General features: G+C 40.2%; 23 protein-coding genes. 19 read left to right on the forward strand and 4 right to left on the reverse strand.

The window, feature by feature from the left end; genetic code table 11:
- Positions 1-197: 197 nt before the first annotated feature.
- Positions 198-1,124 carry a DNA replication terminus site-binding protein gene (gene tus, locus ACUN2T_RS13155; RefSeq protein ID WP_445493473.1) on the reverse strand — a complete coding sequence of 309 codons (927 nt, stop codon included), beginning with the start codon at positions 1,122-1,124 and terminating at the stop codon, positions 198-200.
- Between the two features lie 166 nt (positions 1,125-1,290).
- On the opposite strand from tus, the gene ACUN2T_RS13160 reads away from it, so the two are divergent.
- The 8 genes from ACUN2T_RS13160 (at position 1,291) to ACUN2T_RS13195 (ending at position 6,751) form a co-directional block, all read left to right on the forward strand.
- Positions 1,291-1,557, forward strand: a complete 267-nt coding sequence (locus ACUN2T_RS13160) for a hypothetical protein (protein WP_445493474.1) — start codon at positions 1,291-1,293, stop codon at positions 1,555-1,557.
- On the forward strand, positions 1,541-2,158 hold the full coding sequence (locus ACUN2T_RS13165; protein ID WP_445493475.1) for a LysE/ArgO family amino acid transporter: 618 nt from the start codon (positions 1,541-1,543) through the stop codon (positions 2,156-2,158). Before ACUN2T_RS13160 ends, ACUN2T_RS13165 begins: the two co-directional genes overlap by 17 nt.
- Before the next feature lie 177 nt (positions 2,159-2,335).
- Complete coding sequence (locus ACUN2T_RS13170) at positions 2,336-2,722, forward strand: DUF2170 family protein (protein WP_445493476.1); 387 nt, start codon at positions 2,336-2,338, stop codon at positions 2,720-2,722.
- 20 nt (positions 2,723-2,742) lie between these two features.
- Positions 2,743-3,429, forward strand: a complete 687-nt coding sequence (locus tag ACUN2T_RS13175) for a PspA/IM30 family protein (protein ID WP_445493477.1) — start codon at positions 2,743-2,745, stop codon at positions 3,427-3,429.
- A gap of 72 nt (positions 3,430-3,501) precedes the next feature.
- On the forward strand, positions 3,502-4,164 hold the full coding sequence (locus ACUN2T_RS13180; protein ID WP_445493478.1) for a YjfK family protein: 663 nt from the start codon (positions 3,502-3,504) through the stop codon (positions 4,162-4,164).
- Positions 4,165-4,602 carry a DUF350 domain-containing protein gene (locus tag ACUN2T_RS13185; protein ID WP_445493479.1) on the forward strand — a complete coding sequence of 146 codons (438 nt, stop codon included), beginning with the start codon at positions 4,165-4,167 and terminating at the stop codon, positions 4,600-4,602.
- A 12-nt stretch (positions 4,603-4,614) separates the two neighbouring features.
- Complete coding sequence (locus tag ACUN2T_RS13190; RefSeq protein WP_445493480.1) at positions 4,615-5,532, forward strand: DUF1190 domain-containing protein; 918 nt, start codon at positions 4,615-4,617, stop codon at positions 5,530-5,532.
- A 52-nt stretch (positions 5,533-5,584) separates the two neighbouring features.
- Positions 5,585-6,751, forward strand: a complete 1,167-nt coding sequence (locus ACUN2T_RS13195) for a glutathionylspermidine synthase family protein (protein WP_445493481.1) — start codon at positions 5,585-5,587, stop codon at positions 6,749-6,751.
- A 98-nt stretch (positions 6,752-6,849) separates the two neighbouring features.
- Here ACUN2T_RS13195 and ACUN2T_RS13200 read toward each other — a convergent pair whose 3' ends face one another.
- A complete protein-coding gene (locus ACUN2T_RS13200; protein ID WP_445493482.1) occupies positions 6,850-7,449 on the reverse strand; it encodes a lytic polysaccharide monooxygenase in 600 nt (199 codons plus the stop codon).
- A 584-nt stretch (positions 7,450-8,033) separates the two neighbouring features.
- Here ACUN2T_RS13200 and ACUN2T_RS13205 point away from each other — a divergent pair.
- Both ACUN2T_RS13205 and ACUN2T_RS13210 read left to right on the forward strand, forming a co-directional pair.
- Complete coding sequence (locus ACUN2T_RS13205) at positions 8,034-8,999, forward strand: hypothetical protein (RefSeq protein ID WP_445493483.1); 966 nt, start codon at positions 8,034-8,036, stop codon at positions 8,997-8,999.
- A gap of 306 nt (positions 9,000-9,305) precedes the next feature.
- Positions 9,306-10,043: a class I SAM-dependent DNA methyltransferase gene (locus ACUN2T_RS13210; RefSeq protein WP_445493484.1), complete on the forward strand. Its 738-nt coding sequence runs from the start codon at positions 9,306-9,308 to the stop codon at positions 10,041-10,043.
- 636 nt (positions 10,044-10,679) lie between these two features.
- Here ACUN2T_RS13210 and ACUN2T_RS13215 read toward each other — a convergent pair.
- The gene (locus ACUN2T_RS13215; protein ID WP_445493485.1) at positions 10,680-12,287 is read right to left on the reverse strand and encodes an ABC transporter substrate-binding protein; all 1,608 of its coding nucleotides are present in this window, start codon (positions 12,285-12,287) and stop codon (positions 10,680-10,682) included.
- Positions 12,288-12,946: 659 nt separating this feature from the next.
- Between ACUN2T_RS13215 and ACUN2T_RS13220 the strand changes: the two genes are divergently transcribed.
- From ACUN2T_RS13220 to ACUN2T_RS13255, 8 genes are all read left to right on the forward strand, one after another.
- Positions 12,947-13,258, forward strand: coding sequence for a type II toxin-antitoxin system HigB family toxin (locus ACUN2T_RS13220; RefSeq protein ID WP_445497874.1), 312 nt, complete (start codon positions 12,947-12,949; stop codon positions 13,256-13,258).
- Positions 13,255-13,671 carry a helix-turn-helix domain-containing protein gene (locus ACUN2T_RS13225; protein ID WP_445493486.1) on the forward strand — a complete coding sequence of 139 codons (417 nt, stop codon included), beginning with the start codon at positions 13,255-13,257 and terminating at the stop codon, positions 13,669-13,671. The genes ACUN2T_RS13220 and ACUN2T_RS13225 overlap by 4 nt, the downstream gene beginning before the upstream one ends.
- Positions 13,672-14,023: 352 nt before the next feature.
- The gene (locus ACUN2T_RS13230) at positions 14,024-16,435 is read left to right on the forward strand and encodes a DMSO/selenate family reductase complex A subunit (RefSeq protein WP_445493487.1); all 2,412 of its coding nucleotides are present in this window, start codon (positions 14,024-14,026) and stop codon (positions 16,433-16,435) included.
- Positions 16,428-16,562, forward strand: a complete 135-nt coding sequence (locus tag ACUN2T_RS13235) for a hypothetical protein (protein ID WP_445493488.1) — start codon at positions 16,428-16,430, stop codon at positions 16,560-16,562. The genes ACUN2T_RS13230 and ACUN2T_RS13235 overlap by 8 nt, the downstream gene beginning before the upstream one ends.
- Before the next feature lie 372 nt (positions 16,563-16,934).
- Complete coding sequence (locus ACUN2T_RS13240) at positions 16,935-17,207, forward strand: CopG family ribbon-helix-helix protein (protein WP_011146552.1); 273 nt, start codon at positions 16,935-16,937, stop codon at positions 17,205-17,207.
- Entirely contained in the window at positions 17,195-17,485 is a 291-nt protein-coding gene (locus ACUN2T_RS13245; protein WP_445493489.1) for a type II toxin-antitoxin system RelE/ParE family toxin, read from the forward strand. Before ACUN2T_RS13240 ends, ACUN2T_RS13245 begins: the two co-directional genes overlap by 13 nt.
- Positions 17,486-17,610: 125 nt before the next feature.
- Positions 17,611-17,961, forward strand: a complete 351-nt coding sequence (locus ACUN2T_RS13250; protein ID WP_445493490.1) for a hypothetical protein — start codon at positions 17,611-17,613, stop codon at positions 17,959-17,961.
- A gap of 8 nt (positions 17,962-17,969) precedes the next feature.
- Positions 17,970-18,740, forward strand: a complete 771-nt coding sequence (locus tag ACUN2T_RS13255) for a glucose 1-dehydrogenase (protein WP_445493491.1) — start codon at positions 17,970-17,972, stop codon at positions 18,738-18,740.
- 45 nt (positions 18,741-18,785) lie between these two features.
- Here the strand turns inward: ACUN2T_RS13255 and ACUN2T_RS13260 are convergent, their stop codons facing one another.
- Positions 18,786-19,547: a hypothetical protein gene (locus tag ACUN2T_RS13260; protein WP_445493492.1), complete on the reverse strand. Its 762-nt coding sequence runs from the start codon at positions 19,545-19,547 to the stop codon at positions 18,786-18,788.
- A 121-nt stretch (positions 19,548-19,668) separates the two neighbouring features.
- On the opposite strand from ACUN2T_RS13260, the gene ACUN2T_RS13265 reads away from it, so the two are divergent.
- Positions 19,669-20,685: an NAD(P)H-quinone oxidoreductase gene (locus ACUN2T_RS13265; protein WP_445493493.1), complete on the forward strand. Its 1,017-nt coding sequence runs from the start codon at positions 19,669-19,671 to the stop codon at positions 20,683-20,685.
- The last annotated feature ends 219 nt before the right edge of the window (positions 20,686-20,904 follow it).

Here is a 20,904-nt window from a genome sequence, read left to right on the forward strand (position 1 = left end):
TGTCAGAGTAATTTTTGTCTTGAAGCGCTTACCCGGATCTTGGGATAAGCTTGTGCAAACCTGAAATTCCGGTGGCTTGACGCTGTTGCCTGAAAAGGAGTGAGTGTATGAAAAATAAAATCAACAGGCCTCCTCTGCATGAATGCCTTTTCGGCAACGTTAGCGGCGGGTTGGATTTGTTAGGCAAATTAACCACTCTAAATCTCACGATATAAATGCAGTCTTGGAATAACCAATTCTAAGGGTTTAGCTTTGGGTTTATAACGATGCACTATTGCATTAGCATCATAATCAGGCAGTCCGCCAATCTTTGGTGGGGTTTCGCCACCGTTAACATAAAACGCAATTAATGGAAGAGGGCAGGCATATTGTACTTGCTTTTGCTGATCGGCATACCAGACCCGTGCAATAGGTTGTACTTTCACTGGACGTTTTATTTTTAAAATCACATCATCAGATAATTTTTTTATATCGGTAATTTCTTTGGCAACAAATTCTGCCCATTGTTCACGGGAATAGGGGGAAACCGCCCGCCCTGAATTGTAGCTTTTCTCCAAACGCGCCAAAATTTGATTTTTTGTGACTTTATTAATGATGTTTTTATTTGCCCAACCAAAACGCACTGAATCAGGGTTAAGAAGGGGAGTGATTGTTCTGTAAGCGTTTAGTGTAATTAACCCGTGTAATTGATTATGAACAAACTCAAACCGCTGCTCTTTATTCACACCTGATTGCACTGTGACGATGTGTTCAAGTTCTGCTTTTAACTTATTAATCTCCTCAATCAGATTTAAAGCAGAGTGGTATTGCTGTTGATTCACAGAAAAACATAATACACCCGGTAAGCGAACAGCCGCTTTGCTGCTAATATTGTGATTATTGTGGTGTATAAATAGCCTCTGATAATGACTTAAACCTAAATTTAATGCTTCATTACCTGAAATTTCATTAACGGTTATTTCCGTTATTGGATCATGTTCACTGCCTTTTTTGATATTAGGCAGAACAAACACATGAGCGGCCGATAAAGAATAGCGGTGAAGGAGTTCATGTAATTGCCTCAATTTATTCTCTTGCTTTTGAAAACAACGATTCAAATCTTCAATTGATAAGTATTTACTCATATGAATAACGAATTTAGTTACAACATACTTTTTATTATAGAACAAAAGGTGCAAAATTCAAACTTCTCAGTCACATTTCAAGGTCTACATCGGAATATCCCTACAACACTAAAAATTTACTTAATAATTGTGATGTCATTCGTAGTTCAATCACATTCCTTATCCTATGCTTAAGCGTACCACCGCAACTTACCTGCAAGTTAATTTACTGTATCAACGTGTTTTTAAGGCCAATATTGTGAACAATCTGATAATCAAAGATACTGAGCATTTACGATCAATTTCGTCGAGACAGTTAAAAATTAATGAACAATTTTCCAGGTTTGTCGATGAACGTGAATACATGCCTGATGATGCTCCCAGCAATGCAAATCTTGGCATGCCGGGTAATATCGAAATACTGCTGTGGAAAGATTATGCTAGCGTTAGTTAATGGTTTTATTCTTTGCTTAGGGCTTGTTGTTTCGATTGGCCCTCAAAACATGGAAATCCTCCGGGTTGGCTTGTTGAACGACCGAGTGGGTTTGCTCGCGTCAGTTTTCGTGATTTGCGATGTCATCCTGATTATCACAGGTGCGTTAGGTGTTGGAAGTATCATTGCGTTAAACCGGGGAATTACGGTGGCTTTGACATTACTCACCGTAATGTTCCTGTTATTCCTGACGTTCCAAGCGGTGCGCCGGGCTATAAATGAGAGTGGGGCAGTTATTGCTCTTGGCGGGCAACAAAATACTCGTTCCTTCAACATGGTGAAACGTGGGCTTGCTCTCTCGTTCCTGAACCCTTTAGCTCTGCTGGAAACTGTTGTCATCTTGGGATCAACGGCTGCGCCTTATCCTGTCAATCATCGGATTTTGTTCGTGGCTGGCGCGCTTACGGCCTCGGCCATGTGGTTCTACGGTCTGGCCTATAGTTCACGCTGGTTCTCGGCCTGCATATCGAAACCTTGGCAGCGTTGCATTATGGAATGTGTTGTTGCTGTCATCCTGTTTATTACGGCTTGTTGGTTGTTACAGCGTACTTTCGGTGGTTGAGTTGACAAAAGTTCAGATTTCTCAAACCAAACTAAATTGAACTCCTTAAGCAATCTACTATTTATTTAAATATAATAGTTGTTAAAATTAATGTGATTAGGTGCTAAGTTTACAATCACTTGAACGTAACATATGGCGTGTTACTGGAAAACCACGCAAACTATTGGAGTAGATAGCTTGGAATTAAATCAAGTAATTACCGCTCTTAAAAAGTCTGATAATAACTGGACTGTAGAGCAAACAGGTGAATGTCTTATCATCACTAATGAAGATGGTGTTAAGGCCCATCTGGCAATGTGTGGAAAACAAATCACAGTAGAAGCGTTAATATTTTCGGAAGAGCATGTTTCGGATACTATCGCCTTAAATAAATTCATTTTAGAAACACATAAAATGATCCCTCTGACCTCTGTTGGAATTACTGAGGTAGATGGTCAATCTTACTATACCGCTTTTGGTGCCCTCTCTTCGGAATCAAAAGTGGAGAGTGTTGTCATTGAAGTCTCTATGTTGTTTGCCAACATCAATGAACTTCTTGATGCATATTCTGAGTTTCTGAAATAACAACATTAGGGTAAATACCAATGAGTAGTGTATGGAAAAAGCTTTTCAAAGCAATCAAAGGTACTGTGAACAATGCAGCAGAAACTGTGGCTGACGGGAACGCATTGACGATTCTTGATCAGGAAATTCGTGAAGCTAAAGCAGAAATTCGCCGTGCTGATGACAGTTTGATCCGTATTATCGCCAAGCGCAAAATGGCAGAGCAAAAGGTTTCAGCTATCAAAGCCAGCATCACCGAATATGAAGGGCACGCTCGCTCTGCTGCTAATAAAGGTGACAATGGGCTGGCACTGGAATGTGCTCAGAAAGTTGTGAGTCTGCGTGGCGAACTGGAAACAGGGCAATCACAGCTGGACGCTTTCAAGACGGCTGAAACGACCCACCGCCGTACTGTGCAAGAAGCTAAAGAAAAAGTGTCTCAGCTTGAGAATCAGGTTGACCTTGTTAAGGCCACTGAACAAGTACAGAAAGCACAGGCTGCAACCCATAATTCTGTAGTCGGCGCGTCGTCAAAAACATCGACTGCGCTTGATTCGCTTGAGCGTATTAAAGCGCGACAGGCCGAAAAAGCGGCTCAGTTTGAAGCTCAACAAGAGCTTCACGATAGCGCTACTTCAAGCGACTTGGACAGAAAGCTTAAAGAGGCTGGCATTACTTCAAACTCCGCGTCCGCAGAAGATGAACTTGCCCGCATTCTTGGCAAGTAATCCCCCAAGTTTGTTAGTCAAGATCCTGCTCCTTAAGCGGGATCTTCCTCTGTAAATTCAAAGGATGTTTCTATGTTGTCCAAAATCGCTAAGGCATTTAAGAGAGCATTCAACAGCAAAGAAATTGCGCCTGTTGGTCCAAAGGTACCAGAAGTATTGGGTTTGCGTATTGGCGGTGCACTTGAAATAGACCCGCTTATACTAAAACTGATCGAGTCTGACCTTACCATCGAAAACGCGGCCTCAACTCAGCTTATATGCTCTGTCGGTGTTGTCGATCTTGGCGATAATGTACGTTTAGTTCGCTATTACACCGATGATGAAGGCTACCTCCAGGTGCTTCAAGAAAACGAAAGTGATGATGGGGTGAGAGAGGTGAGCCTTTGGTACTTCTACGAAACCAAACCGATCGACGACCAAACTCAGTGGGATGGACTGATTGAAAGCGGTATCGTTACACCAAACGGACAATATGACCTCGACGGTACCAAGTTTTCCCGGCTGTGGGACAACACGAAACCTGTTGCTGTTACTGAAAAAACCTACCATCAGAACGGTACCGTTACTGAAACTGACCAGTTCATAATGGCTTACACTCGCCAGGTCTCAGATAACAGAACAGAAGAGCTGTTGATTGTGGGTGAAGAGAAGATTGTAGACAGCCGTTTAGACAGGTTGATGGTAAAAAGCACCGGTATTCAACTTAATCAAACAGATTTTAAAGTGGTGGCATAAATGATTACACTCGCAAATGAAGAGCAAGCTTTAACGCAATTTATTAACAGCATAACCAACTTTGGATTGTGTTTTGGTCTGGCGCTTGTTTTCTTCATTGTATTCAAATTCATCTATGTCATGGTGACTCCACAGGATGAATGGAAGCTGATCAAGGAAGAAAAGAACATGGCGGCCGCAGTATCGCTAGGCGGCGCTTTGGTAGGTTATACCATCGCAATTGCAAGTGCCGTAAGCAATTCGGTGGGCGTGACTGATTTCATGATGTGGGGGGTTATTGCACTACTGGCGCAAATTGCTGGTTTCTTCATCGTTCGTATATTTATGATGCCAAAAATTGTATCTCGCATTGAAAACAATGAGATCCCTGCCGCTGTCGTTCTGGCCTCAGTTTCAATCTCTGTTGGCCTTCTAAACGCAGCTTGTATGACTTACTAATTCAGAGGTTGTATGACGAACGAGAATAAAAGGCGCAGAATGCGCAGCTCAGGCATCAACATTGAAAGTAAGCGTAAATATTGGCGTACTTTTTCACTTACTTCGCTAGCGTTCAGTGTCGGTTCGATAGTGGGCTGTGGTCAATCGACGGATGAACTGTCAATCAAGCTCTACAAGGATTTGGCAGCTTGTCAAAACGATCCTCAAAATACGATTACGGCTGAATGTGAAACCACATATAAAGCAGCATTGCGTGAAGCAGATCGGACATCGCAGAAGTTCAGACAAGAAGCAATGTGTAACCTTGAGTACGGCGAGTGTGAAGAGATGCCGGGCAAGCTTGGTTACCGGCCAAAGATGGCTGCTTTCATGATGGCGGATGTAAAGCCTGAGCATTTCAATGAGTACAACATTTCTGACAAATACCGCAATGTATTTTACCAACCCATATTCACTTCAACATCGAGCTATAGTGACCTGTACGGCAATCTGTTTTTCGCTGATGGCAAGGTGATTGGTTCTTACTCCGATATGGATAATATTCAGTTCGAGATGAACCCGCGTTATTTGCATCCATTGGCAACCGTTCGCTTGCCAACTAAGCAAGAAATCTCTCCGGGGACAGCAAATGCCTCTGCGGGTATGAACTCGACGCTAGGCGCTATGGGGTCTGCTTATATTGCATCTGAATTGCTCAAAAACAGAGACAGAGATAGTGTGTATAGGGAAAGAATGTATAGAGAACGCCTAAATCGTGAGAGAGAACAGCAATCTGAAACCGGCTATTACGGTGGCGCTGGTACCGGGTCTTCAACTCGATCTAAGGACGGTTTCACCCGGTTCCCTGACTACAATAAACCAATTGTCACCACTAAGTCTAAAGGTGGTTTTGGCTCAACATCCTCAGCCAGATCAAGCTGGGGTAGTTAACTGGCTTTGACATCTAATTCAGGATGACAAGAAGTATCAGGAGGTCAAAGTAATGCTACAGATCCCAACGACACCACGCCATGATTGGAAAGTACGTGCAAAAGAATTTGGTTTTGGTTTCCACACAATTGATGATGAACCGTACTGGATGGAAGACCGTTATTATCAGTTCACTCTCAGGCAGATTGAGGAGCATATCGAAGCTCCGACAGAGGAAATCCATCAACTGGGCCTGCAAGCGGTAGAGCGAGTGGTTAGCAGCGACAAGCTGATGGCTAAATTCCAAATTCCAGAAACAATGTGGTCGTTGGTGCGTGAGTCCTGGGAGCGCAAAGACCCGAGCCTCTATAGCCGGCTCGATTTTGCTTATGACGGTAAAAATCCGGCGAAATTATTAGAGTTCAACTCGGATACGCCGACCTCGATCTATGAACTTGGCTTCTTTAGCTGGCTGTGGCTGGAAGACAAAGTTGACCGTGGAGAAGTGCCACGCTACGCAGACCAGTTCAACTTATTACAAGAGTTGCTTGTGGATCGTTTCTATGAGCTTAAACCGTTCCTGCCATTCAACACACTTCACTTTGCATGTTGTAAGGATACAGAAGAAGATCGGGGTACGGTCAAGTACATGGCTGATTGCGCCAAAGATGCCGGCATTCATACAGAATTTGTCTATGTTGAAGATATTGGTCTGAGTGAATGCGGTAAGTTTACGGACAACAATAGTAAGATCATCGACTCTATATTCAAGCTGTACCCGTGGGAGTTTATGTTTCGCGAAGAGTATGCTCAACACTTGAAAACTGCTGACGTTAACTGGTTTGAACCCATGTGGAAGTGCATTACCTCGAACAAATCAATTTTACCGTTGCTTTGGAAAATGTTCCCAGGACACCCAAATCTGCTTGAATCGTACTTTGCTGATGACCCGAAAGCTAAATGCTTAACGCATTATGTAATAAAGCCAATATTTAGCCGCGAAGGTTCAAACATCAGTATTCATAAAAATGGCAAGATAATCGAGAAAGTCGGTGGACCTTATGGGCAAGAAGGTTACATCGTGCAACAATATAGCCCGTTACCAAAATTCGGTGATAACCACGTTCTTATCGGCAGTTGGCTCATCAATGACAGACCGGCTGGTTTATCGGTGAGGGAAGATGTTGGCTTAATCACGAAGGATACATCGTTATGTGTGCCTCATATTATTTTAGGCTGATTACAGCCCTTTATCTCAACAATTAATACAAATGAGCCGATCCCCATAAAAGGAACAGCGCCATGCTGTTCCCAAATTATTATATAATATACTAAATATCAGACAGGATTAATTGTTGTATCAATGACTTGGTAGAATGCGTTAAGGGTATCTGCAACAGTCCAGATACCCAGTATAACGTGATAACCTTGATATCCTTCTGGTAAGGTACATTTATTAATAACTTGATTCCCTGGCATTTTCTCCTGGTAATCCTCAAAACAGAAAGGAGTACTATTAAATTGCTCTCTGGTTAAAGGCTTATTGGGCTCCCAGTTTGGTTTAGTAATAAAATATTCCCAGCTTGCAGTTTTGTGTTGAATAACAATTTCCCATTTGAACTCAATATTACCGGTGGTAATAGGAATTTTTTTCCAGCGATCTTCTGTTTGGACATCCAACGCCCCAAAATGACCAATACCAGCACTGGCAATGTGACCATCTTCTGGACCTGCTTGTGGGAAGCCTTTTTTAGCTTCGAGAGATTGAGGCTCATATTTAACCAGTCCACAATCCGTATTTTGTTTATTTCCCTGAACAGAACAAAGAAATGCACGACTTCCTGGACTATCAATATAACCATGAGCCCAAGCACCATTAAATAAAGCTGCAATTATCGTAGTGGCTAAAGTCATCTTTCTCACTTTATGTTTATACATAAATCGTGTCCTCCATCAGACAGGATGATTTATCTATGACAAATAAAGCCCCGGGACTTAATCATTCATTTTAGGTAAATATAATATGATTATCCATTTCATAAATTGATTAATAATCTAATTACATTAAGCTATTGAAAGTTTATCTAAAATATGCCTGTTATTATTTTTTATAATATAAAAGGATATGATTTTCTTAATTTATTTGACATAGTTCATGCTATAAACAATCTGTGAGTTTTGGTGACATTTATTAACTTAAAAACACTTACTTATAGTTATGGTGATGTGTTTTTGACAGTCTATTCTTATGCAGATAATCTGAATGGTAAAAACTATCGATGTGGAATAATGATATAGATTATAAAAATATTAAATCATATCGTAAAAATATATAAAAAATACATTAATTTAGTAAAGTTAAATTTTCTACTATATTAATTGTCTTTTTGAATTCAATCAGGATTAATTGAATTATGATTTTCTATTCAGAAAGACAATTCATCCGCTTTCTATTAGGGGAAAAGCAATCCCTGCAATTCTAAGGGATATTATTTTAATTTTGATATATAGAAGAGGTTATAGTGAGTATTTTATATAATTCTGTTATGGTTCCTAGTACTACACCTTATTATGGTTCTATTACTGTCAATAACTTGCATTATGATACCGGAGAGCAGGTTCACATTGATAACTATCTGAGTTTTAACTTTATTTCCCCGGTTTTGATATCACGATTCTATATAAATCCGTTATTTTCCGAATGGCAAAATTGGGATATTGACGTTCAAAATGTCTCTGTTGGTGCCAATACATTTTCTGTAACAGTAAAAATAACCTTCCCAAATCCACATATATTTATTGATTCAGATTCAATAAACATTGGTATCAATGGAGATTTGACAACAGATCCCAATAAATATCTGGATTCCTTTGTTTTTGCCGCAGATAGTGCACCAGAGATCAATGGCACGGTTAATATTACCTGTGCAGCATCACCTGATCCTGCATTGGATAATCTTCAACCTACAGTGTTGCTTACTACCGCAGGTGGGTATTCAGTATCAGTAAATGTGGTAATGGGCACAACTCAGCCGGAAAGTATCCTGCCTGGTAACTATTCGTTGAGTGTTCCAGACCTGGAAAATAGAGATTTAACTGTGGTGGCTCCGGTGCTGGTTACTCCAGCTACGATAGAGGTTATAACAGGCGGAACAACAGAAGCGTCGGTCAACTTTGGTCAAGTTGAATACTACTGTTCAATTGATTTTACCGTTAATGATGTTCCGGGACTTGAACATGAGATATTGAATGTCACGGTATTAGATGCGATAAACGGTGACATAATTGCTAATTTTGCTACTAAAGTGAATAAAACCACGCAGTTACGCAAATTAAATAGTAGCGGAGTAGTTAATATTGTTATTGATACTGTAAACCTCAATAACCAGATATACACCTTTGATGTTCTTCCGGTGGAATTACAAAATGAACTAATTGATGTCAGATACACTGCTAATTTAGTCACAATAGAGTTTGGATGGAAATAAGTAAGAAATGGGAACAGTACCATTCTGTTCCCATATTAGATATTGGGTGGAATATTCAACAATTGATGACTAGATATAATTATTATAAGAATAATAGTTTTCACAAAACATATTATAGGCATTAAATATTTATTTTCTTATTTATATTTATCCGAAAATTAAATAATATAAAAAACCATATCTAATTCATCACTAATGTATTAATATATGATAAGAGAAAAACTTTAAGTAATTATTAAATTCATACTCAACAATATATCTCTTCGATAAATAAAGCACTTTGGCCTTTAGCTAAGGATAAAAAACATGAAAGATGACACTTTATATGACCCTATTGCACATCTTTACGAGAGCTTTTCAGATGCTGCTGACCATATCAAAGTAGAAATCAGAACTATTTTCAATCTGGCAGGAGATATACACGGGAAATCGGTGTTAGATTTAGCCTGTGGATATGGTCTCTTTAGTCGAGAATACAAAAATGGCGGTGCGTCAAAAGTCATTGGAGTCGATATATCAGATAACATGATAGCAATTGCGAAAAGCAAATCACAACAATACGGTGACGATATCGAGTTTCACATAAGAGATGTCTGCAAGATGGAGTCATTTGGCAAATTTGACATAGTCAATGCAGCCTGGTTATTCTGCCATGCAGAATCTATTGAAGATCTTGAAACTATGTTCCGTGTCATTGCCGCTCATCTCAAACCTTCCGGTAAACTCATTGCGTATACTTTTGAACCTGATTATCGATTAGATAAAGGGAATTATGAAAATTATTGTATAAAAATTCTGAGTGAAGAACCGGTGAAAGACACCACTCTCGTGAAAGCTGAATTTCTTACCACACCACCCAGCCCTTTCACTATGTATCGTTGGAGTCGTGAACAATATCAAACAGCGATCCAAAAGGCGGGGTTCAAACAATTTAGATGGCAAAAACCCATGCTGTTAAAAAGCGATATTGATAATCATCCCCTAGGTTTTTGGGATGATTATCAACGAAATTGCCTTGATACAGCTCTTGTTTGTCAGTTTTAACAAGATAATTCCCGAGATCCGACTATTGCTTTCAGATGTTGGGTAAAATAGGGCGCCACTAATAATAAAATAGAATAAACATTCAATCATCAATATTTATATTGATGATTGAATGTTTACACGGTTATACTATTGTTTAATTAGAAGGATATATTTTTTCTACAAATTCATGGTAACGGAGGAACTAATTAGTATCTATATATTTTAATGTTACTAAACATATTTATTATTATAAATAATACATGACAGTATTTTGAATTTAATACTATAGGATAATATCATGCCACCACTGAGAGTTACTCTTATTCCATATAATATTTGGAAAATGTTGATGACGTTATTAATAATTATATTAATGAGAATCCTGGTGTATAGGGAGAACCCGAGAATAATATTGGTATAATTACTATTATATATAATGGTAACTTAACCGAACATGAACTGGAAAGAGAGGTTGAAGGTATTCTGGAGGCTAGTGTAGTAGTAGATCCTATATAATTAAAAATTAAAGTAAGTCATCAATTTTCTACTAATAATTTATTCTGAATGATCATAAAATTTTATCAATATATTACGGTCTAAAACAAATAAAACTGTTTAAAACCGTAATGTCCATTTAAATATAATAATATTTTGCTAATGCTTAATAACATAGAGATCTTTTGACGACACAAAACCGAGTGGACTCAGATAATATCCGCCAACATAAGGTTTTACTAATCTGGCGCCAATATAATAATAAACAGGAATTGCAGGTGTATCTTTTGCCAGAATATTTTCTGCTTGCTGAAAATATTTTCGATCATTTGTTTCTTTGGCTTTATTTATCAAATCATCATAAACTTCATTGCTATATAAGAAAGTATTATTAGAACTATTAGTCACAAAATTATTTAAAAACGATGCAGGGTTATTATAATCAGCAATCCGTGCATATCTCACCATCTCAAAATTACCTTGATGAATGACATCCAACAAGGCTTTTCGTTCTTGGTTTTGCAAAACAATATCGGCACCCAGATTTTTTTTCCACATTGAAGTTGCGGCAATCGCAATTCTTTTATGCTCCTCTGATGTATTATAAAAAAGTTTAAATCTCAATGGGTTATCTCTATTATAACCGGCTGCGCTTAATAACTGCCTGGCTTTTTCAATCCTTGCCTGCTGCGTCCATAATGCATAATCAGGCTGCTCTAAATTCATTTCTCCGGTATTGGGTGGGGTATGGTTATAGGCGGGTTCTTGGCCTTGTCCTAAGACTTTATTTGCTATGATCTCTTTATCTAAAGCCAAATTTAATGCTTGTCTTACCCTGACATCATTAAAAGGTGCTTTTTGGTTATTAAAATCGTAATAATAAACCCCTAATGCAGGTGTAATGTGAACCTGACTGCCTAATTTAGTTTTTAAAGATTGAAATAAAACTGAGGGGATATTCTTGGTTATATCTATTTCTCCGGCCAGATAACGATTCACATCTGCTGTTTCCGATGCAATGGGAAGATAAGTCACTTTATTAATAACAGTATGTACATTGTCCCAATATTGAGAATTCCTGACGCCAACGACTTTCTCATTAACCACCCATTCAGATAATTTAAATGGCCCACTACTAACAAATATATCTGGGTGAGTCCATTTATCACCATATTTTTCAACCGCCTTTTGGCTGACAGGCACCATAACAGGATAAGCCAGCATCTGTAAAAAATAGGATACGGGCTGTTCTAATGTGATCTCCACTGTCAAATTATTCAATGCCTTAACACCTAATTCATCGGTTTTTTTCTTACCGGAAACAATATCTTTAGCATTGATTATATGCATGTTTCCAAGATAACTACTGTATGGCGACGCAATTTGTGGATCAACTAAACGTCGCCAACTAAAAACAACATCATGGGCAGTAATAGGTGAGCCATCAGACCATTTTATTCCTTCTCTTAAATAAAATAACCAGACTTTATTATCTTTAGTTTCCCAACGAGTCGCTAAATCAGGATTGATTTTTCCATCATTGCCTGTGCTGACTAATCCACTGAAAAAGTCATGAATAATATTAAATTCAACATCATTTTCAACTTTATGGACATCAAGAGACGCTGGTTCTGAACCATTATTACGAACGATATCTTGCTTAACTGCCAACATTGTATTTTCTGGAATAATCGCTGCGTGAGATAATGTTAAATTGCCAACTATAAAACCAGTGAATAAAAATATGTTTTTTATTACTCTTTTCATTATTCTCTCTCCAATAATATCTCATTTTTAAATTGATATTGCTGATTAATCAACGCTTGGTATTGATTCTTACGGAAATAATCCTGTCCAGATACGGAGATATGTTTATTGTTATCGAATCCTCTGGTAGTCATTCAGTCGTTGGTAAACTGATTCTATTGAATATCCTATTTGTTATCGCTATGAGTTTGAAGTGAGGAAGATAACTACAATTGAGTATTTGTATAAAATACTTATCAGAACTTCATCAATATTGTGATATTTAAGTAATAAATTCCCTTTTTCTATCTAACAATGCTTCCTATTACTTAGGGTATAGACTCTAAAAATATCCTTTCACTTTGGTTTAATATAACTTAGGAATTAATTAGTGATTTTTATTAAAGGAATAAAACCGGCGTTACAAAATGCTGCGCAAATAGCTTTGAATGAGCATGCATCATTCGATGTGCCACCTATTCCTCTGACAGTGAGCGATATATCCATCACCTTAAAACCTTCTGATCTGAAGATATCCACTTTTGATAATGATCTGCTCGGTCTAAAGAAAATCTTTTTCGGAAGCCAGCCATGTTCCTGTAGAATAATTTGTTTCCATATTGTCAACATAATAAACCTGCGGTATACTGTTTCCAGATTGGAAACAATGGGGTATGGAAATGAATGTTATTTCAAGGGAGCCATTTGATTTAGCTACACCCCGCTACCCAAATAGTTCCGCCGCACTTGATGATCTATATAAGTCGTTGCGGTGCTTAAAGTTCAGTTCTCCAGATGAAATGAAGTGCGTATTCCCTAGTCTGGATCGGATGAAATATCGGGAAAAATGGTGGGTCATTGATGTTGGCGGCAATAATTTAAGAGTGATGTTTTTTGCAGATTTTGAGCGTGGGAAAATTTTTATCAAGCACATATCAACCCATGCAGAATATGACAAATTGACGGATTATTACCGGAGGAATAAAGGATGATGATCAACGAAGCAATTCAGGCAGCAAATGGCCTGGTAAGCATTGTCCCTCTCTTAGGGGGCAGCACTTCCCGCAAAGATTATGATGAGGCTATGAAGCTGGTAGAATATCTGGTCGAGCACAATCCAGATAGTCCGCTGGTCGATATGCTTACGGCTAAAATTGACACATACGAAAGTAGTGCACCAGAGTTTACAGAGTTCAATGAACGTATTGCTAGCACACAAAGCGGTGTAGCAATTCTGCGTATATTGATGGATCAGTACGGCCTGAATCAGACTGATTTTGAGGACGAAATAGGAACGCGTTCCCTTGTTAGTCGTATTTTGAAAGGTAAACGTTCGTTAACGCTTGAAGCTATGCGTAAACTCTCAGTTCGCTTTGGTGTACCGGTTAGCGTTTTTATTGATTAATCAACCGGTAGTCTGCGGCCATTAAAGAAATGCTGGCATTACCCGCTTAGTTGCGGGTTTTTTCATGCGCGTAGCGCATAGAAAGCGGTACACGGATATTGTATATGGCACTGTTGGTTATCCGCCGAAGCCCGGCGTAAGCCGGTACTGTTCTAACAGGAGAGCATCTATGATTGGAATATCTTTCTTTTATATAACTATTCCGATTATAGCTAACGGATTAACCAGATTTAGTAAAATTCTCCAAAAAAATGTGAGCTAAACTCTATTTATACTTGAGCATTATCAAAATTTGCCCCGTTTTCTCTGCATAACATGCATCATACTCATGAGATGCAATGTGGAGGCTAATATGAAAAATAAAAAAATAAGTGATGAAGTCAACGAACAGAATGATGAGTTGGTGGTCAGCCGTCGTCGTTTTGTTCAGGCCAGTGCAGCCCTTATCACCGTTCCTTTTGTTTCTGCCCGCACAGTGGCCGCAGAGGAGAAAAAAAATCAAGAATCTCTGTTAATGAACGTTGTCGATACTGGAGAAACAAAAGTCGTCCCAACCTGTAGTACCTTTGACTGTGGGGGAAGATGTGATATCCGCGCCCATGTTAAAGACGGAGTCGTCACCCGGATAACCACCAGACCTGATCATGAACTTGATGAAGCCATGCCGATTATGCGGGCTTGCGTTCGTGGCAAAGGCTATCGCAAATTTGTTTATAACCCTGATCGCTTAAAATATCCGATGAAACGGGTTGGCAAGCGGGGAGAGGGGAAGTTTGAGCGAATCTCCTGGGATGAGGCAACCACCATTATTGCAAATCAGCTGAAACACATTACTGAGAAATATGGCCCGGCTTGTCGCTATGTCAGTGTTAATACCGCCGTCATCGGTGGTGTATCATCCGGTGATAAAATGTTACGTCGTTTACTGAATATTACTGGCGGGCATTTACAATATTACCATTCCGTGAGTATGGGCAATACTGCGGCAGCGACACCTTATACCTATGGTGTGGCAACTTCCGGCAGCACACTGGATACTTTGGAAGATACGCCATTGGTGATTCTTTGGGGCCATAATCCGGCTGAAACTATTTTTGGTCACACCAATCACTATTTCCAAAAAATGAAGAAAAACGGCACCAAATTTATTGTTGTCGATCCCCGTTATTCCGATTCTGCTTCCTCGCTGGCTGACCAATGGATTCCTTTGCTTCCAACAACCGATAACGCGATGATGGATGCAATGATGTATGTGATTGTCAGTGAAAATTTACACGATAAAGAGTTTATTGATCGTTATGCGATTGGTTTTGATGAAGACAATATGCCGGAGGGTATTCCTGCCAATGAATCTTTGGTTGCTTATTTAACGGGCGCTAAAGATGGCATTGTAAAAACACCCGAATGGGCTGAAAAAATCACCAAAGTGCCAGCAAATACAATTCGTCAGCTTGCCCGTGAATACGCCAGCACTAAACCCGCCGCCCTGATGCAGGGATGGGGGCCACAACGTCATATCTGTGGTGAACGTGTCGCACGTGGCTCAACAATTTTAGCCACAATAACCGGTAATGTGGGTAAAAAAGGCGGGTGGGCCGCAGGTTTCGGTGGTGTCGCGGGGAATAAATATCTGTCCGGGCTCGATCTTGGTAAGAACCCGGTAAAAGAAAAAATCTCCGTTATGAATTGGGTTCAGGCCGCTGATGATGCCAGTAAAGTTACCCCGGAAGAGGGTTTGGTTAATGCTGATAAATTAAACACCAATATCCGTGTGTTATTCTCACTTGCGGGTAATTATCTTGCAAATCAAAACCCAGATATCAACCAAGCAGTCAAAATATTGGCAGATGAATCTAAAATTGAGTTCATTGTCTCCAGTGATCTTTACTTGGCACCCAGTGCCCGATATGCAGATATCTTATTGCCGGAAACCAGTTTTATGGAACGCTGGAATATTGCTTATCCCTGGGGTACCGGCAGTTATTTCATACTGTCATCAAAGCTGATTGAACCTGAATTCGAACGGCGTTCTGATTATGAATGGATACGCGAAGTTGCAGCAAAATTGGGTGTTGAACGCGAATTCAGCGAAGATCGTGACGAAAAAGAGTGGATAGCTCATATTATGGAATCTAATCGTCAGATAATGCCGGAAGCAAATTTGCCAACTTTTGAAGAATTACAAAGTACGCATAAGCATCTTTTCAAAATACCGCCCTACGTGGCTTTTGAAGACAATATTCGTGACCCGGAAAATCATCCATTCCCAACACCGTCAGGAAAAATAGAGATATTTTCTAAGCGCTTATACGACATGCAAAATCCTGAAATTCCGGCATTGTCACATTATGTACCTGCATTCGAAGGGCCGGAAGATAAATTAACTGAAAAATATCCATTGCAATTAATTACCTGGAAAGGGAAAAACCGCTCTAATTCTACTCAATATTCAAACCCTTGGGTACAGGAAGTTCAAACCCAGAAATTGTGGATTCATCCCCTGGATGCGCAGAAACGCAATATTGAACCAGGGGATTTAGTGCGTGTATTTAATGATCGTGGTATTTCTATGGTTCCTGCTGAGGTTACCCAACGCATTATTCCCGGAGTGGTGGCAATGCCAACCGGTGCATGGTGGCAACCGGATAAAAATGGTGTTGATTGGGGTGGTTGTGTCAATGTGTTGACATCATCCCGTAAAACAGCACTGGCACACGGAAACGCTCATCTAACATTATTGGTTGAGGTAAAAAAGCATGAGTGAATTTATTAACCTTCAGCTGAAGACCAGCGCTAAAAAGACGCTGGAACGTGCCGCAAGCTTCAAAGGTAAGACCGTCAGCAATTATTCAGTAGCGGGCAAATCCTTTCTATCTCTAATGTTCTATTGACGCCCGTCATCAATATGGCATGTGTGAATCGTAGTGAAATATGTATTCGTATAAGTCAGACTCATCTTTTGATAAATGAATTACAAGGGCTCCAACATAAGAAAATCACTGTATTATCAATGTTAGAATTAATATGGAAGTTTGTATTATTTATCAAACGGATTAACGTGTGTAAATTAAGTCATGATGTTCGATGTGAATTAATAGATTGGTAGAATGAGAAAGTGTAATCCTGCGCTGCGGGTTGCCGGTCTATCGTGATGAACGTGATACTTTATCCACAAAACGGTGGTTTTCTTTACCTGGTAGCAACGCGGAGATTTTATGATATAGTAGTTAAAGGTATTACCTTTTAATATTAAGGTGGAAAAAATGGCAACCTCAGTAAAACTTGACGATAACTTGAAAAGCCGGATCCAGTATTTGGCAGAAGTGCGACATCGTTCAGCTCATTGGATAATGCGTGAAGCTATACGTGACTATGTAGAGCGTGAAGAAAAACGTGAATCCTTCAAACAGGATGCATTGCGTGCCTGGGAAGCGTATCAAGAGAATGGGCTACACCTGACACTTGAAGAAGCGGACGACTGGTTAGCTAAGCTCGAAGCAGGAGAAGATGCGGAGTTACCTGAATGTCATGTTTGATTTGGTCTCCTCCTGCTCTCGCCGATATACAGCGGCTCTATCGTTTTCTTGCCAAAAAAGACAAATACACTGCTAGCCGGGCCATTAAAACAATACGGGCTGGCGTGAAAACGCTGGCACACCAGCCTGAAGCAGGGCGTCCTGTTGACGATATGGATCCGGCATTCCGAGAATGGCTTATTGATTTTGGAAGTAGTGGCTATATCGCCTTGTACCGGATTGAGGGTGAAACAGCCACAATTTTTGCTGTACGGCATCAAAAAGAGGTCGGATATTAAAATTAGCAGGAATATGACAGATGACGGCTAATAAGAAATTCCTGACACAACGCCAACACTACCCGCCTGTTACTTTGCTGAATCCAACTTATTATGTTCCCTGAGTCATACTGGATAATGATTTTATGTCCTTTCATTTTAAAATCCAGACTGGAGGATGGGTGCCAGGTCAGCTAATTGAGTGGGATGGCGATATTCACAACGGAATTGCCAGAGAAAATTATACAGCCAGAGAACTTGATGTGAATGAAGGGGATCAAGTGATCGCAACAAAAGCCCTGAATGGCTGGATGTGGTGTAAACGATTATCGGATATGTTAGGTATTCAAAAAAGTGAGACATCACTTGTAAAAACGAAATTATCTCACCGGAACACCTCTTTCAAACGTTGCCGGAATAATCTCATAAGAGGTAGCTTGTATACCATAAAACAACGGTTGATATCACACCGTATCTTGGTAACACAACATAAATGAGGAATGTCATGGACCGTATGCTAGAAGGTAAGGTTGTGATTGTCACTGGCGGGGCAAGTGGCATCGGAGCAGGTATTGCTTTGGCGGCTGCCCGTCATGGTGCCGCGACCGTGATCATCGGTGACATCACAGATCAACCTCGTGAAGGAGGCACACCAGTGGTCCAGCGCCTTCGTTCGATGGGCGTGGAAGTGATATTTCATCGGTGTGATGTCACCTTGCGCAGTGATATGGACTCGTTGGTTAATGTTTCTACACCGTTCGGTGGTGTTGATCTGATGGCTTGCAACGCCGGAATCGCGTTAGCTACCGATGGCCCACAAATTAGTTCGGACGATTTTCACAAGTTGCTTAACGTCAATCTTGATGGCGTTCTATTCGGCGCACAGGCAGCAGCTGAACAGATGATGAAACTGGGCAAACGTGGAAGTATCGTGGCAACGTCGAGTATGGGGTCCATTAGGACGGGTCAACTCACGACGGCCTATTCCACCAGCAAAGCGGGCGTAAATATGATGGTCGCTGCGTTGGCTGATGCCTTTGGGCCGTCGGGTATTCGCGTCAATGCGGTATGCCCAGGGTTGATCAATACAGCACTTCCTCTTTCTTCGCCTGAAGTTGCCAAAACGTTTGATGTGTTGTGTGAACGGATGCCACTCCGGCGGCTGGGTGAGCCGGAAGAGGTTGGGAATGCGGTGGTGTGGTTAGGCTCGGATCTTGCGTCGTTCGTGACGGGTGTGTCGCTACTTGTCGATGGTGGGCAAACAGTGGTGCTGTGATCGTTTATTGGTTCAGATTTTACACACAGCATAAATAACACTTGTTCAGGCTTTTGTATCAGAAGAGCCGAAGATCTGCGCCAATTTCACTAATTGAGCAATTTCATCATTTGACGCACCATTTCTGAGGATATCCAGTACTGTTGTGGATCCGTCTATACTGATATCAAGATCAAATGTATTGATTTTACGGGTGAAAAAATGGCATTTCCTGATGTTGCTTACTTTCCCGATATTAGCCAGTATTTCTGGAACGCCTTTTAAGTATCCTTTATTACTGGTTTTTTTATTTACCGAAAACTGGAAAACAGGATATAAATTTTCTATTCCCCAGTTTAATACAATGAGTTTATGATTCTCACCATATTTATTTACTGTGGGGCGGGTCACTCCTAATATGTCAGCAACTTTGCTGGACTTGTAGACTCCGCCGAATTCCCCAAGACAGACAAGAAAAGCGTTTCTGCTTTCGATAAACTCCTCATGTTTTTTCTTTTCCAAAGTGGCCGTTTCCACTATTTCAATATAGTTGGCACGTCCTTTGATTTCCGCCCAAAGTTCATCATCCGGCAGAGTCAGTAATAGGGGAATACTATCCGGGTCTTTTCTTCCAAGCACATCAATAAAATGATCAGCAAGGTTAGTGATGCGTGCTTTGAGAAGTTCAGATTGGTTAAACCCACTTGTCGGTTTTATTACCCGGTTATTGGATTCTTCGGCTATTGTCTCCATTCGCACCTCAATGGCATTTTTCGATTTTAAGAATCCAAGCATACATGATTTACATGCACCCGCCAGTGGCGTCATGTAACAGTTTTCTGTTATGGTCATGGTTTAATGGGTTTTTGTTCTACGGCACTTCAAATCCCACTTATCATATTAAACGAAATCCATAATAAAGGATCGTCAGAAGAAATAAGAGGTATGTATGCACAGCCAAATCAATTCATTACCCCAATATATGTTAGCGATCAGCATTGTTAAGCCTGGCGGCCCAGAAAAATTGCATCTGGTTCAAGCGCCATTACCACGATTAGAAAAAGGCTACTTGCTCGTTAAAGTGGCTGCGGCGGGTGTTAACCGGCCTGATATATTTCAGCGAATGGGTTCTTATCCACCACCCTCTGATGCCTCTCCATTACCTGGGTTAGAGATTGCAGGAGAAGTTGTTGCCAAAGGTGAAGGTTGTGAACGCTGGAGTATTGGCGATAAAGTTTGCGCTCTTGTTGCCGGCGGTGGTTATGCTGAATATTGCCTGGTACATGATTCCATTGCTTTACCCATATATGGGTTGGATTTTGTCCAGGCGGCGGCATTGCCGGAAAACCTTTTTACGGTCTGGGCTAATGTTTTCCAGACTGGCAAGTTGAAACAAGGAGAAAGTTTGCTGATTCATGGGGGGACTTCCGGGATAGGGAGTGTCACTATCATGTTAGCAAAAGCCTTCGGTGCCAAAGTGTTGACAACCGTTGGCTCGGATGAGAAAGCTAAAGTTGCACACAGCTTAGGCGCTGATTTTGTTATTAATTATCGAAAAGAAGATTTTGTTGATCGGGTGTTGAAAATAACGGGTAATCACGGCGTTGATATGGTTGTCGATTTAATCGGTGGTGATTACGTCAATAAAAACTATAAAGTGGCTGCTAAGTTCGGGCGCATTATTCAGATTGGTATGATGAAAGGCAATCCTGAAAACCTTAACCTGATGTCTTTAATGCAAAAACGTCTGATTCATACGGGTTCTACATTACGTTCACGCAGTGTGGAGGAAAAAGCAGCGATAGCCAGGGAATTGGAAGAATATGTCTGGCCATTGCTGAAATCAGGAAAAGTCAGCCCATTAATTTGTAAGGTATTTGATTTGAAAGATGCCGCTGATGCACATCGTATGATGGAAGCGGGTGATGTTATCGGCAAAGTGATGTTGGTAAATGTATCGTCTTGAAAGTATTTCTTCTTAAATCAGGGCTATTTTCAACCGGTAGCCCTGTATTTTATCTATTAACCGCTTCATGTTAGAAAAAATCCTTATGATTAATAAGCTTACTATCTAATAAGCTATTATTTTCCTCTGTTTTCTGATTGGTTTTTATCCGTTATTTGCCCTCGCGCACAAAATTAGAATTTATATTTAACATTATTATTAATATTTTAACAAATATGG

The sequence above is a fragment of the Photorhabdus machadonis genome, assembly GCF_052657765.1.